Genomic DNA, 13,026 nt, shown 5'->3' on the forward strand with positions numbered 1-13,026 from the left:
GAGGGCGTTGTTAGCATCGGTGTCCGTGAACCAACGCCTGCTGCTCCGCTTGCTCTGGCCGGTCGCGGCGGCGGTCGTGACGACGGTCTTCGCGCTGGCGCGGCTGGCGGGCGACCCTCGCTTCTACTTCGCGGACGACACCCAGCTCGGCTCCTTCGGGCAGTGGTGGCAGCTCGGCGACCAGCTGCGTCAGGGGCGCCTGCCCATCCTGGAGCCGTCGGCCTGGCAGGCCGGCAACTATCTGGCCGAGGGCCAGTGGGGCCTGTTCAGCCCGCTCACGTGGCTGATCGCGCTGGGCGCGCGGGCGAGCGAGGATCCGGTCGTCTTCGCGACGATCGTGAAGGTCCTCTTCCTCGTGCTGCTGAGTCTCGGCACCTACGTCCTCGCGCGGTCGTTCACGGCCGCGCGGGCGTGGGCCGCGCTCTCCGCGGTGCTCGTCCCGCTGTGCGGCTTCACGGTCTACATGGACGCGGCGTCGTGGTCCACGGGCCTGTTCAACGCCGCCCTGCTGCCCTGGGTGTGGTGGGCGCTGCGTCGCGCGGTCGAGGCGTCGCGCTCGCCCATCCCGTACCTGATCGCGAGCTATCTGCTCGTGTCGTTCGGGTACGTCTTCGGCGTGATCGCGCTGGTCGCCATCCTCGTCGAGTCGCTCGTGCGGGCGATCTGGCAGCGCGACCGCGACCGGATCGTCCGCAGCCTGCTGGCATCCGCGTGGGGTGCCGCCTGGACGGTGCTCGTCTACCTGCCGGGCATCCTGACCGCCTCGGTCACGCCGCGCGGCGACTTCGTCGTGCGCAACTGGTTCTTCCTCAACGCGGATCTCACCGACGTGGCGGGCGCCGCCTCCCCGACGTTCCCGGCCACGATTCGCACGTGGGTCGAGGAGGTCCAGGCTCCCGACGGGCTGCTCGAGGAGGGCGTCGCCCTCTGGACCGGCGAGCCGACGAACGCCCCCCTCGTCTACATCGCGTGGCTGCTGCCGTACTTCCTGCTCGTGCTGCCGCTGTCGCGCGCCGCGCTGCGCCGCTGCATCCCGCTGCTCGTGCTCGGATCCGCGACGTTCATCGCGATCCTCGCCCCCAGCCACATCGCCGCGATCCGCTGGCCGCTGCGCTTCATCCCGTACGTCGCGCTCACGCTGCTCGTGCTGTTCGCGGTCGCGGCGACGCGCACCCGCTGGCGGGAGCTGCCGAAGAGCAGGATCCGCTGGACGTTCGCGCTCATCGTCGTGCTCGCCGTCCTGAACATCGGCAACGTGCCGCTGGAGTGGCGCAGCGTCGGCGCGACGGCCGTCGCGCAGCTGATCCTGCTCGCCGCGATCGTCTTCGTGGCGCGCCGTCCGTGGCGCGAGGCCGTGCGCACGGCCGTGATGGTGACCGGCGCCGTCGCGGTGACGGCGGCGACCGTGGCCGCCCAGATCGTCGCGATGCCGCGCACGCCGCTTCCTGGCAGCGCGGTGCCCGACGTGAGCACGATGCGGCAGGTGCTGAGCGAGCCGCGCGGGGACGCGATCGCGGTGGGGAACATCAACGCCGGCGCGGGCGACCCCGCGACGTGGGACGAGCGCCTGGTCGCCAACCTCTGGTATCTGAGCGAGACCGACGTGTCGAACCTCTACACCGTGCTGCCCTACGACGACTTCGTCCAGGACCTGTGCATGGACCTGCGCGGCAACACGTGCGCGGATGCGCTCGACACGCTGTGGAGCACCGACCGTGAGACGGGCGAGCGGCTCAGCGACCTGATGGGCATCAGCACGGTGCTCGCGATGAAGGCGACCTTCCCCGACCAGCCGCAGGCGCCGGCGGGCTGGCACCTGGAGCGCGAGGGCGAGTTCACGTGGCTGTTCCAGCGCGACGAGCCGCTGCCGGCCGCGGGAGGCGTGGTCTGGACGGGGGACGGCACGGCGCTGAGCGAGATCGAGGTGTCGGACGGCGCCGTGAGCTTCCGCGTGGACGAGGCGGGCGCGGACGGCCGTGTCGTGCTGAGCCGGCTGGACTACCCGGGCTATGCGATCAGCGGCGCCGTGAAGGGCGACGCGGTGCGCGACTGGCTGCTCACGGTCGAGGTGTCGGGCGCGGCCCCGGGCGACGTCGTGACGGTGCGCTTCCAGCCTCCGGGGATGCCGCTGCTCGTCGCCGCGGCCTCTCTCGGCGTCCTCGTCGCGGCCGGCTGGCTCCTGCTGCGGCTCGTCAGCCGTCGGCGTGCCGCACGGCCGACGACGCCAGCTGCGACGCGTACACGCGGCTGAGGCCCTCGGGCAGGGTCGTGCGGGCGAGGCCGTCCAGGTCGGGCCACACGCGCGAGCGCACGCGCAGGTCGAGCGCCTGACCGCGCGCGTCGCCGCCGCCCAGCACGATCAGCCCGCGCCGGCGGTGCAGGCGGCGCAGCTCGCCGATCAGTGCGCCGATCGAGACGGTCAGGCCGCTGCCGACGATCTTCAGGGTCGTGGTCCCCGCCGGCGTCTGCGACGCACGGCGCGTGGCGGCGGAGATGATCTGCGCCGCGTCGTCCTCGTACACGTAGTCGCGCAGGGTGTCGAGCGGCACGTAGATCGACGCGGGCGCGCCCGTCAGGTGCGCGCGGATCAGGATCGAGATGAGTCCCTGCGCCTTGCCGAGGTCCTGACCCGGGCCGTACAGGTTCGTGACGCGGGCGACGAGCGAGCGCCATCCGCCCGCGGCGGTCGCCCCCGCCAGGGCAGCCTCCATCGCGAGCTTGCCCTCGCCGTACGCGGACGCCGGGGCCGTGGGGGTCCGCTCGGTGTACGGCGCGTCGGGGGAGGCGGCCCAGGCGCCGCCGACCGACGACGCCAGGGCGAAGGTCAGCCGGGCGCGGGTCTCGGCGGGCAGCGCGCCGATCTCGGCGACGAAGCGCTCGAACACGTCCACCTCGGCGAACACGCGCTCGACGGGCGTGGAGGTCACGGCCCGTCCCGCTGTCCAGGAGATCTCGAGGCGATCGTCGGGACCGGTCTGCGCGATGAACCGCTCGAGCGCGCCGGACAGCGCGCCGACCGCCCCGTCGCCGTCGTTCCAGTCGGGCACATGGGCCCCGAACGGCGCATCCGGACGCGCGCGGGCGACGGCCCGGCCGAGCAGCCCCCGGCCGATGATCCAGCGCCGGACGGTCACGGCGTCCGTGCGGGCGCGCCCCCGACCTGGTCCCGGTCGGCGTGTGCGAGCGGCCCCGTCGCCGGGTCGCGCACGATGAGGTACGCCGGCTTGCCCAGTGCCGTGCTGACGGCGATGCCCAGGTACTCGGCGATGATCCCGAGCGCGACGAGGATGACCCCGATGCCGAGAAGCAGCACCACCATGAGCGACGTCCATCCCGGCTCGTTCACGACGCCCGCGAGGCGCGCGATCGAGAGGTAAAGGGCGAACAGGATGCCCGCCACGAACACGATGGTGCCGGTCACGGTGACGAGCCGCAGGCCGCGCGTGCCGGACGTCAGCACCATGCTCCAGAAGTGGCCGAACAGGCGGCGGTAGGAGTAGCCGGATCGGCGGTCGCCCTCGGTGCGCAGCGTCACGGGAGCCGTGGCGGTGCGGGACGCGATCCAGCCGAGGGCGATGTCGAGGTACACGCCCGTGCCGGCGTACGCGGCGACGCTGCGCCCGATCTCGCCGAGTACGAGGCGGAAGCTGTGGAAGTCCGTCGCGCGACCGCCGCTGAACACCGTCTCGAGGATGCGCTTGGACGTGCGCGACGCCGTGTTGCGGAGGGCGCCGTGCGGCGGGCGGTTCACGGGATCGGCGTAGACGAGATCGGCCTGGGCGTCGAGCGCGGCGTCGAGCAGCGAGCCGATGTCTCCCGGGTCGTGCTGGCCGTCCTCGTCCATCGTGATGATCCACTCGCCACCGGAGCTGGCCATGCCCGCGAGTGTCGCGGCGTGCTGGCCGTAGTTGCGACTCAGCCAGACGGGCACGACCCAGTCGTTCGCCGCCGCGAGCCGGCGGATGACGACATCGGAGCGGTCTGGGCCGCGGTCGTACGCGAGGATGACCTCGCCCACCTGGCCCGCGCGGCCACCCGGCGTGCGGAAGCCGAGCGTCAGCGGCCGCAGCTCTTCGATCACCGCGTCGAGGGTGCGCTCGCCCTGGTAGACCGGGATCACCACGCTGATCCGGTGCACGTACAGGTCGGTCATCGCATCCTCCTCTTCAGCACACGATACGAGAGGCGCCGGGCACGAGCCATGAGCGCGGCCCGCACGTCGCCGATGCGGCGATCGAGCCCCGAGAGCGTCTCGGGATGCGTCTCGCGCACCCACGCGTGGTACTCACGCGCCTCGGCCGCCTGGCGCGAGGCGAGAGCGACGCTCCACTGCGCGTCGCTCATCCGGAACGTCGCGCCGACCTCCGGATCGGGCACGAAGTCGCCCTCGAACAGCACGCGCGTGTAGGTGGCCTGGTCGATGAAGTACGAGAAGCGGTCGTTCCAGCCGCCCGTGCGCACGAGCGCGTCGCGCCGCATCATGACGGAGGCGGGCTCGCCGAACAGGTTCGAGCCCGCGAGCACCGCGCGGCGTACGGCCTGGGCGCCCGGCATCCGGCGATCGATGCCGCGCAGGCCCCAGGCGGGCAGCAGGACGGCTCCCGACATGTCGATCAGGTCGCGGCGGCAGGCGGTCATGACCGCGCCGGTGCTCCGCAGGATTTCCGCCTGCCGCGCGAGCACGCCGGGACGGAGGACATCGTCCCCGCACACGAGCTTGAGGAGCTCGCCGCGCGCGGCCGTCGTCACGCGGTTCCAGTTGCGGCCGGCGCCGCCGCCGGCCTCGGTCTCCAGCAGCGTGACCCTCGGGTCGTCCGCGAAGGTCCGCATGACTGCGAGCGTGTCGTCGGCGGACGCATGGTCGGCGACGATCACCTCCATGCCCGGAACGTCCTGCGTCAGGATCGAGCGCAGCGTCTCGGCCAGCGTGCGGCCGTTGTTGTAGGCGGGAACGACCACGCTGAGGCGGACATCCGTCATCGCTCCTCCTTCCGGCGGTGGAACGAGAAGCGGCTGTGGCCGAACCAGCTGATCACGGCGATCACGAACGTGAAGAGGAGCTGCGCCAGGACCGGATGCAGGCCGAGCAGCAGCGTCAGCGGGGGCACCACGAGCTGGTTCAGCAGGAACGAGGTGAGGTACACGAGCTGGAAGCGCCAGAAGTCGAGCCAGAGGTGACCTGTGACGCGGAACACCAGCTTGCGATAGAGCACGAAGGCCGAGATGGTGCTGAAGACGTGGGCGACGGTGATCGTCAGGAAGATCGTCCATCCGGCCCCGTGCCACAGGGCCCGGAACAGGGTCGAGAACAGGATGAACCACACGAACCCGATGCCGGTGTTGAGGCCGCCGACCACGAGGAACGCCACGCGGCGGTCCTTGATGAGGCGCAGCAGGGGGCCGTCCGGCGCCGTGCCGCCGCCGATCGCCTGCTCGGCGCCGCCCGGCAGTTCCGGCTGCGCGTCCGCACGGCTCTCGTCCGGGGTCATGCGGCCTCCATCCGGCGTCGCGCGAAGCGGGTCTCGGCGCCGCCGACGGCGGCGAACCCGAGGTCCACCGCGGTCAGCAGCACGCGGCTCAGGAGCACGAGCGTCACGATCTCGGCCGACGGGAGCGTGCCCGCCAGCGCCGCGGCGAGCACGACCTCGCGCACGCCCGCGCCCGCGGGGGCGACGACGAAGAGGAACCCGATCACCCAGGCGAGCGCGTAACCGCCCACGCACTGGACGAGCGTGTGCCACGTCGCCGGCGCGCCGAGGCCGATCGCGAGCACGCCGACCGAGCAGCCGGCCACCAGCCATGCGAGCGCCGACCAGGCGGTCGCGACGCCGACACCGCGCGTCGACAGCGTGCCGCCCGCGGTGTCGAGGGGCTCGAGGCGCAGCACGCGCCACGCCAAGGCGATGAGCCGGTTCATGATCGGCGGCGCCAGCAGCACCAGCAGCGGCACACCGGCCCACATCAGCCACGCCCAGCCGGCGAGCGCGGGCGTGGGCGCGATGGCGAAGCCGAGCGCGCCGATGCCGACACCCGACACGAGCGAGATGAGCACCGCGAGGGTCATGGCCGCCACGGAGTGCCGCGCGGGGATGCGGTGCGCGCGGCCGAGATCGGCCGCGGCGGCGATGTTCCACACGCCGCCCGGGATGTACTTGCCCAGCTGACTCACGCCGAACAGGGCGACGGCCGGACCTACAGCGAGCGGATGCCCGAGATCGCGCAGGATGCTGCGCCACGACTCGAGCGTGAGCGCCACGTACACGATGCTCGCCAGGAGCGCCACGAGCAGCGCCCACATCGGCAGGCGCACGAGCGCGGCCAGGATCTCGTCCCAGCGGCTCGCGACGAACCACGCCGCGAATCCGAGCGCGAGCGCGAGGAACCCCCACTTGACGGCGGGGGAGCGCAGGATCGCCAGGACGCGCTTCATCGCCGGACGCCGCTCGCGCGCAGCCGCTCCAGGAGCGGGACGACGACGTCTCCGGCCCGGAAGGACTCGGCGACCTCCGCCGCGGCGGCGCGCGCCGCGGCGACCCGCGCGGGCGTGGCGGCGAGCTCCGCGATCACGCGCGACAGCGCGTCGGCATCGCCCGGCTTCGCGTACAGCGCGGCGTCGCCGAACGCCGCGCGCTGCGGGGCGGTGTCGCCCGTGACGATGGCGCAGCCGGCCGCCGCTCCCTCGTAGACCTTGTTGGGCACCACGCGCAGCGCCTTCTCGGAGGTGCCGAACACGCCCATGCACACGTCGTGCCGCGCCACCAGGGCGGGCAGCTCGTGCGCCTCGACCCAGTCGAGCCAGGTGATGCCGGGGACGTCGCCCGCCGAGGCGCGCGCCTCGTCGTAGTCCTGACCGGTCCCGACGATCGTCGCGCGGAACGACGCACCGTCCTCGTGCGCGCGGCGCAGGGCCCGCGCGATGGTCGGCGCGCCCTGCAGCGGCGTGAACAGACCGAAGAAGATCAGCGAGACCGGGCCATCCTGCTCCGGTGCGGCCGCGCGCCGCGCGTCGAACCACTCCGCGCGGGCTCCGACGGGCACGTGCACGCCCTTGGCCCGATCCGGCAGCATCTCGAGGTGCTCGACCGTGTCGACGAGCACGACGTCGGCGGCGCTCAGCGCGCGGCTGTCCAGTCCGCGCAGCAGCCGCACGCGCAGGCCCCGCGCACCGCGATCCTGCGCGGTGTCCCCGGCGAAGATCAGGTGGTCGAGCACGATCGTCGATCGCCGGAACAGCCGGCGCGCGAGCAGCACGTCGAAGTGGCCCATGTAGCCCACCAGCACGGCCTCCGGCACGGCGCCCGAGCGCAGCAGGGCGCGCGCGTCGCGACGCAGCGCGATCCAGCAGATCAGCATGCGCCAGGCGAGACCCGGCAGGCGCCAGGGCTGCTTCAGCATGCGCACGCGCTCGGCGGTGCTGAATCCCAGCGGATGATTGAGCTCGCGCACGTCCTCGCCGCGCTCGCGCAGCCCGTCGATGACGATGCCCACGCGCGGATGCTTGACGGCGTCGTAGGTGCCGAACGAGACGATCACGACGTCGTCCGGGCCGATCCCGCGTTCTCGGGGTGCAGCTGGACGGGGTCGGGCGCCGTCGGGAGCTCCGACTCGGGCACGATCGCTGTCCGCGGCTGCGGCTGCGGCCTGTCCGCGGGCGCCACCGCCGGGGCGTCGGCCCCGTACTGCAGCTCCTTCAGACGCTGCAGCGTGTCCTCGAGCAGCACCCGATTGGTCCGCAGCAGGTCGGAGATGATCAGCAGCGCGAACGACAGCAGTGAGCCGACGAGCAGCGACGAACCCAGGATGAGGGACTGGATGTGGTCGCCCGCCGCGCCGATCAGGTTCAGGATCAGGAAGCGCACGAACGGGATCAGTCCGCCGATCAGCAGCACGACGCCGAGCGTCGTGAAGATCGTGTGCGGCTTGAACATGATGTAGCTGCGCAGGATCGCCTGACCCGACTTCGCCATGTGCTGGAAGATGTTCGTGAACAGCCGCGACTCGCGCGTCTTGGGGTTCGTCGTGATCGGCACGCTCGCGATCTTCAGGCGCTTGTTCCCCGCCTGGATGATCGTCTCCATGCAGTACGAGAACTGCGTCACGATGTTCAGCCGGATGAGCGCCTTGCGGGAGTAGGCGCGGAAGCCGCTGGCCGCGTCGGGCAGCTCGGTGCCGGCCGCGAAGTTGACCACCTCGCTGCCCACGCGCTGCATCGCCTTCTTGAAGGGCGAGAAGTGCGCGATCGTGGCGGTCTGGCGGTCGCCGATCGCGATGTCGGCCTCGCCGCGCAGGAGCGGCTGGACGAGCTCGCCGATCATCTGCTGCGGGTACTGGTTGTCGCCGTCGGTGTTCACGACGATGTCGGCGCCGAGGACGCCCAGCGCGTACTCCACGCCGTCGCGGAACGACCGCGCGAGACCCATGTTGCGCGTGTGGCGCACGAAGTGCCGCACGCCGTAGGACTCGGCGACCTCGATCGTGCGGTCGGTGGACCCGTCGTCGATCACGAGGATCTCGATCTCGTCGATGCCGGGGATCTGCGCCGGCATCGTCTCGAGCACGAGCGGCAGCGTCGCCTCTTCATTCAGGCAGGGGATCTGGATGACGAGTTTCATGCTGCTCCTGGGGGAATCGAGGTCACGCGAGCGCGCTGCATGCGCGGGGTCGGCGGGCCGTGACTCGGCGTGCGAGTCTACCAAGCGCCCCCTGGGCGGGCGCCGAGGCACGCGTCCGCGACGGCTCCGCGCCTCGTCGCTCGGCGGGCCCGGAGGTGCGCCCCGTTAGGATGGGGCGTCGCCGACCGCGGTCGCGGCTGACCTGTTCCCCACGTAAAGGCGTATACACGTATGGATCTGCTCGTCGTCGGCTCCGGCTTCTTCGGCCTCACCATCGCAGAGCGCGCGGCTGAGGCCGGCCGCAAGGTCACGGTCATCGACCGCCGTCACCACATCGGCGGCAACGCGTACAGCGAGAACGAGCCGACGACCGGCATCGAGGTGCACCGCTACGGCGCCCACCTGTTCCACACCTCGAACGCGACCGTGTGGGAGTACGTCAACCGCTTCACGACGTTCACGAACTACGTGCACCGCGTGTACTCCACGCACAGGGGGCAGGTCTACGCCCTGCCGGTGAACCTGCACACCATCAACCAGTTCTTCGACGCGGCCTACACGCCGGACGAGGCGCGTGCGCTGGTGAAGGAGCAGGCGGGGGAGTTCGACGTCAAGACGGCCGCCAACTTCGAGGAGAAGGGCATCGCGCTGGTCGGGCGCCCGCTGTTCGAGGCGTTCTTCGCGCACTACACCGCGAAGCAGTGGCAGACCTCGCCCGAGAAGCTGTCCGGCGACATCATCAGCCGTCTTCCCGTGCGCTACAACTACGACAACCGCTACTTCAACGACACGTGGGAGGGCCTGCCCACCGACGGATACACGGCCTGGATCGAGCGCATGGCGGACCACCCGAACATCGACGTCAAGCTGAACGTCGACTTCTTCGACGAGTCGCAGCCGCTCAACAAGAAGGCCCTCGTCGGTCAGGTCCCGATCGTCTACACCGGCCCGGTGGACCGCTACTTCGACTACGCCGAGGGCGAGCTCGCCTGGCGCACGCTGGACTTCGAGGAGGAGGTGCTGAACGTCGGCGATTTCCAGGGCACCTCGGTGATGAACTACCCGGACGCGGATGTGCCCTTCACGCGCATCCACGAGTTCAAGCACTTCCACCCCGAGCGCAAGGACGTCTACCCGACGGACAAGACCGTCATCATGCGGGAGTTCTCGCGGTTCGCGACGCGTGACGACGAGCCGTACTACCCGGTGAACTCCACCGACGACCGCGCGGGTCTGCTCGCCTACCGGGACCTGCAGAAGGGCGAGAAGGACGTGTTCTTCGGCGGCCGCCTGGGTACCTATCAGTACCTCGACATGCACATGGCGATCGGGTCCGCGCTGTCGATGTGGAACAACCAGCTGTCCAGCTGAGGAGGCTTCGGCTCCGTCCGGGGCTTCAGAAGGAATCCGTGCGATCGGGACGCGCTTACCTGTAGATTCACTGTGAGCGTGCCCGGATGCGCGCTGTCCCGACGTGCATCCGTCCCCCGAAGGCACGTGCCTCCCACCCTGGAGCCACCCGAGACATGAAGCTGTTCGGTGCGCCGCGCGTGAAGATGCCCGCGGCTCCTCCCACCGGCGAGCAGCCCGTGCTGCAGAAGCCGCTGTACCTCGTCTCCACCGCGGGACACCCCGACTACGGCGATGAGGTGATCACGCGCGCGTGGATCGAGTACCTCGCCCAGCGGTTCCCCGATCGCACGGTGTGGCTCGACTGCCCCCATCCGGGACGGGCATCCCACCTGTTCGGCGGTGCGCATCCGCGGCTGCGCACCACGAGCACGCTGTGGGAGCTCGCGCTGGGAAGCGAGACGCACGATCCGGTCACGGACGAGGAGCGGATCACGCGCATCGTCCGGGATTTGGGCTCGCCCCGGTTCGATGCGGGGCTGAAGGCGCTGCGCGGAGTCGAGTCGATGCATCTGATCGGCGGCGGCTACGTCAACGGTGCGTCGCAGGAACACCTGGGCCTGCTCGCGGGGATCGCGGCGGCGCGGGAGGCCTTCGGCATCCCGGCGCATGCGACCGGTCTCGACGCGATGCCGCTCGAGGACCGGCTACGGGGCTGGGCGAAGGACCGGCTCGCGGCGTTCGACTCCGTCGAGGCGCGCGACGAGTCGACCGCCGACGCGCTCGGCGTGGAGCTCGGCCTCGACGACGCGTTCCTCGCGCTCGCGCTCAAGCGCTCGCTGTACGACCGCCGTCCCACTCCCGACCGCATGGTGCTCGTGCAGGGCGATCTGCGCGAGTGGGAGGACGAGGCCGTGCTCGCGACGATCGACGGCTTCCTCGCGGGGATCGCCGAGACGAGCGTGGGGTTCGCGGAGTCGGTGCCGCCGGATGACGCCCACTTCCGCAACGCGGCCCGGCCCGAGGCGCGCTTCTACCCGTTCGGCGAGATGTGGGTCGACGGCCTGCCGGCACGGGCGGGCCAGAAGTGGCTCACGTCGCGCTTCCACGCGCACCTGCTCGCCGCCGCGGCCGGAGCCGCCGGCTTCGTGCTGGCCGGGCGCGGCGGTCACTACGACACCCGGCACCGCACGCTGCGGGAGCTCGGCACCGGGTGGACCCTCGTGCGCGCGGGAGACGCGGTGCGCGCCGGGGACGCCACGGTCGATCCGTCCTTCGCCGACAAGGCCAAGCAGCTGGGTGCCCGCAAGCGCGCGCAGGCCGACCGTCTCTACCCTCGCTAGGCGGAGCGACGGCAGGGCCCTGAGACGCGCGCGTCTCAGGGCCCCTGTCGTGCCGGTGCGTCGTCAGGGAAGCGGACGCACCACGGTGGGCATGTTCTTGCTCGCGGGGTAGGTGATGTTCTCGCGGCGGACGATCCCGCCGACGTGCACCGACTCCATGACCATGCCGTTGCCGAGGTACATCTGCACGTGGCGGACCGAGCGGGGGTCGCGCGGGTCGTGCGCCTGGAAGATGAGGTCGCCCGGCAGGCGCTGGCTGTAAGGCACGTGCTTGAACTTGCGGTTCGCGTAGATCTCGCGCGGGGTCGTGTTCCCGGCCAGCGTGTGCGTGACGGTGTTGCTCGGCTCGACGTTGATCCCGACGGACAGGAGGGCCTGCATCACGACGCCCACGCAGTCGGCCCCCACGGCGGGCTGATTCGAGCCGCCCCACACGTAGCGGGAGCCCTCGTACGAGCGCGCCGTGGCGATCATCGCGTTGATGAGCTGCTTGCGCGTCATGTTCGGACGCGCCTTGAGGGGGTAGACGTAGTTGTCGAGCCCTGTCCAGGAGCTCTCGCTGTAGCCCATCGCGAGCCAGGTCCGCTTCCCGACGACGCCGGTCTGCGGGATGCCGTGAGCCCGCTGCCACTGCTTGACCTTCGACATCATCGTGCTGTCGACCCACTGCGTCGGGCGGGCGAGCCCGAAGCGGTCGGCGATGACCTTGACCTTCGCGCCCTCGCGCCCCGAGGTGAGGTTGAATCCCGCACCGCGCGCGGGCGGCTGGCCGGTGTAGGAGATCTTCGCGTAGTTCCCCGGCGTCTGATAGATGGGCGCACCGCGCCGGACGCCGAGCGTGTCCTTCCGGTCGCCGTTCCAGTCGCCCACGAGCGTCATGTCGGTCGTGCGGCCGTACGACAGCACCCGCTCCGCCCGGCCGGGGGCGAACCTGTTCGTGATGTAGTAGGCGTTGCCGCGTCGGACGGCCGGCGTGTCGCTGCGGTCGCCGTTCCAGTCGCCGACGTACACGCGGTCCCCGGCCCGGCCGTAGGCGACGACGCGGCTGGCCTTGCCGCCCGTGAGCCTGTCGCTGAGGTAGAACGTCTTGCCGCGGCGGACCGCGAGGGTGTCCTTGCCGTCGCCGTTCCAGTCGCCGACCAGCACCTGGTCGCCCGCGCGGCCGAAGTGGAAGTTCTGCGTCGACCGGCCGCCGAGCGTGTTGCTCAGGAAGTAGTGGTTGCCGCGGCGCACGGCGAGCGTGTCCTTGCCGTCGCCGTTCCAGTCGCCGACCAGGGCGGTGTCGCGGGCGAGACCGAACGTGAAGGTCTTCGTGGCGGGGGAGCCCGCCGTGTTCGTGAGGTAGTACTTGTTGCCCCGGCGCACCGCCAGCGTGTCCTTGCCGTCCCCGTTCCAGTCCCCGACGTACGCCCGGTCGCTCGAGACGCCGTACTTCGCGACGATGTTCGCCGAGCCCGACCACGCGTCGTTCAGGTAGTAGGTGGTGCCGTGCCCGCCGACCTCACCGCCCTGGGCGTGGGCGGGTGGAGGGTTCTGCGCCACCACCGTCAGCGTCGCGATGAGGACCGCCGCGGACAGCGCCGCCGTCACCCTGGATCGTCGTGTGGCCATGACCCGCTCCCTTTGATGTGGTGCTCACAGTCTCTCCCCGGATATCCCGCGATGCCGGTGGCGAAGCAGGAGAGGGATGCCCCCGTGGACAGCCTTCCCTATCGGGAGCC

At 71.2% G+C, this 13,026-nt stretch carries 11 protein-coding genes; 3 read left to right on the forward strand and 8 right to left on the reverse strand.

Going from position 1 to position 13,026, the window contains the following annotated elements; all coding sequences use genetic code 11:
* The first annotated feature begins 25 nt into the window (after window positions 1-25).
* Window positions 26-2,251: a hypothetical protein gene (locus BJP60_RS04175; protein WP_203137771.1), complete on the forward strand. Its 2,226-nt coding sequence runs from the start codon at window positions 26-28 to the stop codon at window positions 2,249-2,251.
* Here the strand turns inward: BJP60_RS04175 and BJP60_RS04180 are convergent.
* Genes BJP60_RS04180 through BJP60_RS04210 form a run of 7 tightly spaced genes read right to left on the reverse strand, consistent with a single transcriptional unit; the run spans window position 2,193 to window position 8,612 of the window.
* Complete coding sequence (locus BJP60_RS04180) at window positions 2,193-3,134, reverse strand: NAD-dependent epimerase/dehydratase family protein (RefSeq protein ID WP_203137773.1); 942 nt, start codon at window positions 3,132-3,134, stop codon at window positions 2,193-2,195. The two genes, BJP60_RS04175 and BJP60_RS04180, sit on opposite strands and share 59 nt — an antisense overlap.
* Window positions 3,131-4,153 carry a glycosyltransferase gene (locus BJP60_RS04185; protein ID WP_203137775.1) on the reverse strand — a complete coding sequence of 341 codons (1,023 nt, stop codon included), beginning with the start codon at window positions 4,151-4,153 and terminating at the stop codon, window positions 3,131-3,133. Before BJP60_RS04185 ends, BJP60_RS04180 begins: the two co-directional genes overlap by 4 nt.
* Window positions 4,150-4,980 carry a glycosyltransferase family 2 protein gene (locus BJP60_RS04190; protein WP_203137777.1) on the reverse strand — a complete coding sequence of 277 codons (831 nt, stop codon included), beginning with the start codon at window positions 4,978-4,980 and terminating at the stop codon, window positions 4,150-4,152. Before BJP60_RS04190 ends, BJP60_RS04185 begins: the two co-directional genes overlap by 4 nt.
* Window positions 4,977-5,489 (reverse strand): GtrA family protein, encoded by a 513-nt coding sequence (locus BJP60_RS04195; RefSeq protein ID WP_203137779.1) that lies wholly within the window; start codon window positions 5,487-5,489, stop codon window positions 4,977-4,979. The genes BJP60_RS04190 and BJP60_RS04195 overlap by 4 nt, the downstream gene beginning before the upstream one ends.
* Window positions 5,486-6,430, reverse strand: a complete 945-nt coding sequence (locus BJP60_RS04200; RefSeq protein WP_203137781.1) for a lysylphosphatidylglycerol synthase domain-containing protein — start codon at window positions 6,428-6,430, stop codon at window positions 5,486-5,488. The genes BJP60_RS04195 and BJP60_RS04200 overlap by 4 nt, the downstream gene beginning before the upstream one ends.
* A complete protein-coding gene (locus tag BJP60_RS04205; protein WP_203137783.1) occupies window positions 6,427-7,533 on the reverse strand; it encodes a glycosyltransferase in 1,107 nt (368 codons plus the stop codon). The genes BJP60_RS04200 and BJP60_RS04205 overlap by 4 nt, the downstream gene beginning before the upstream one ends.
* Window positions 7,530-8,612, reverse strand: coding sequence for a glycosyltransferase family 2 protein (locus BJP60_RS04210; RefSeq protein ID WP_203137785.1), 1,083 nt, complete (start codon window positions 8,610-8,612; stop codon window positions 7,530-7,532). The genes BJP60_RS04205 and BJP60_RS04210 overlap by 4 nt, the downstream gene beginning before the upstream one ends.
* Window positions 8,613-8,843: 231 nt before the next feature.
* Between BJP60_RS04210 and glf the strand changes: the two genes are divergently transcribed.
* The gene (glf, locus tag BJP60_RS04215) at window positions 8,844-9,983 is read left to right on the forward strand and encodes a UDP-galactopyranose mutase (RefSeq protein ID WP_203137786.1); all 1,140 of its coding nucleotides are present in this window, start codon (window positions 8,844-8,846) and stop codon (window positions 9,981-9,983) included.
* Window positions 9,984-10,138: 155 nt separating this feature from the next.
* Window positions 10,139-11,305 carry a polysaccharide pyruvyl transferase family protein gene (locus BJP60_RS04220; protein ID WP_203137788.1) on the forward strand — a complete coding sequence of 389 codons (1,167 nt, stop codon included), beginning with the start codon at window positions 10,139-10,141 and terminating at the stop codon, window positions 11,303-11,305.
* Between the two features lie 63 nt (window positions 11,306-11,368).
* Here BJP60_RS04220 and BJP60_RS04225 read toward each other — a convergent pair whose 3' ends face one another.
* The gene (locus tag BJP60_RS04225; RefSeq protein WP_203137790.1) at window positions 11,369-12,916 is read right to left on the reverse strand and encodes an NlpC/P60 family protein; all 1,548 of its coding nucleotides are present in this window, start codon (window positions 12,914-12,916) and stop codon (window positions 11,369-11,371) included.
* Between the last annotated feature and the right edge of the window lie 110 nt (window positions 12,917-13,026).

Origin of the sequence: Microbacterium sp. JZ31 (assembly GCF_016805985.1) — a bacterium.
Lineage (GTDB): Bacteria > Actinomycetota > Actinomycetes > Actinomycetales > Microbacteriaceae > Microbacterium.

What these genes read in the sequence shown, in the direction of transcription:
- glf (WP_203137786.1), top strand. Translation starts at nt 8,844, where the DNA reads ATGGATCTGCTCGTCGTCGGCTCCGGCTTCTTCGGCCTCACCATCGCA.
- BJP60_RS04200 (WP_203137781.1), bottom strand. Translation starts at nt 6,430, where the DNA reads ATGAAGCGCGTCCTGGCGATCCTGCGCTCCCCCGCCGTCAAGTGGGGG.
- BJP60_RS04225 (WP_203137790.1), bottom strand. Translation starts at nt 12,916, where the DNA reads ATGGCCACACGACGATCCAGGGTGACGGCGGCGCTGTCCGCGGCGGTC.
- BJP60_RS04195 (WP_203137779.1), bottom strand. Translation starts at nt 5,489, where the DNA reads ATGACCCCGGACGAGAGCCGTGCGGACGCGCAGCCGGAACTGCCGGGC.
- BJP60_RS04210 (WP_203137785.1), bottom strand. Translation starts at nt 8,612, where the DNA reads ATGAAACTCGTCATCCAGATCCCCTGCCTGAATGAAGAGGCGACGCTG.
- BJP60_RS04220 (WP_203137788.1), top strand. Translation starts at nt 10,139, where the DNA reads ATGAAGCTGTTCGGTGCGCCGCGCGTGAAGATGCCCGCGGCTCCTCCC.
- BJP60_RS04190 (WP_203137777.1), bottom strand. Translation starts at nt 4,980, where the DNA reads ATGACGGATGTCCGCCTCAGCGTGGTCGTTCCCGCCTACAACAACGGC.
- BJP60_RS04185 (WP_203137775.1), bottom strand. Translation starts at nt 4,153, where the DNA reads ATGACCGACCTGTACGTGCACCGGATCAGCGTGGTGATCCCGGTCTAC.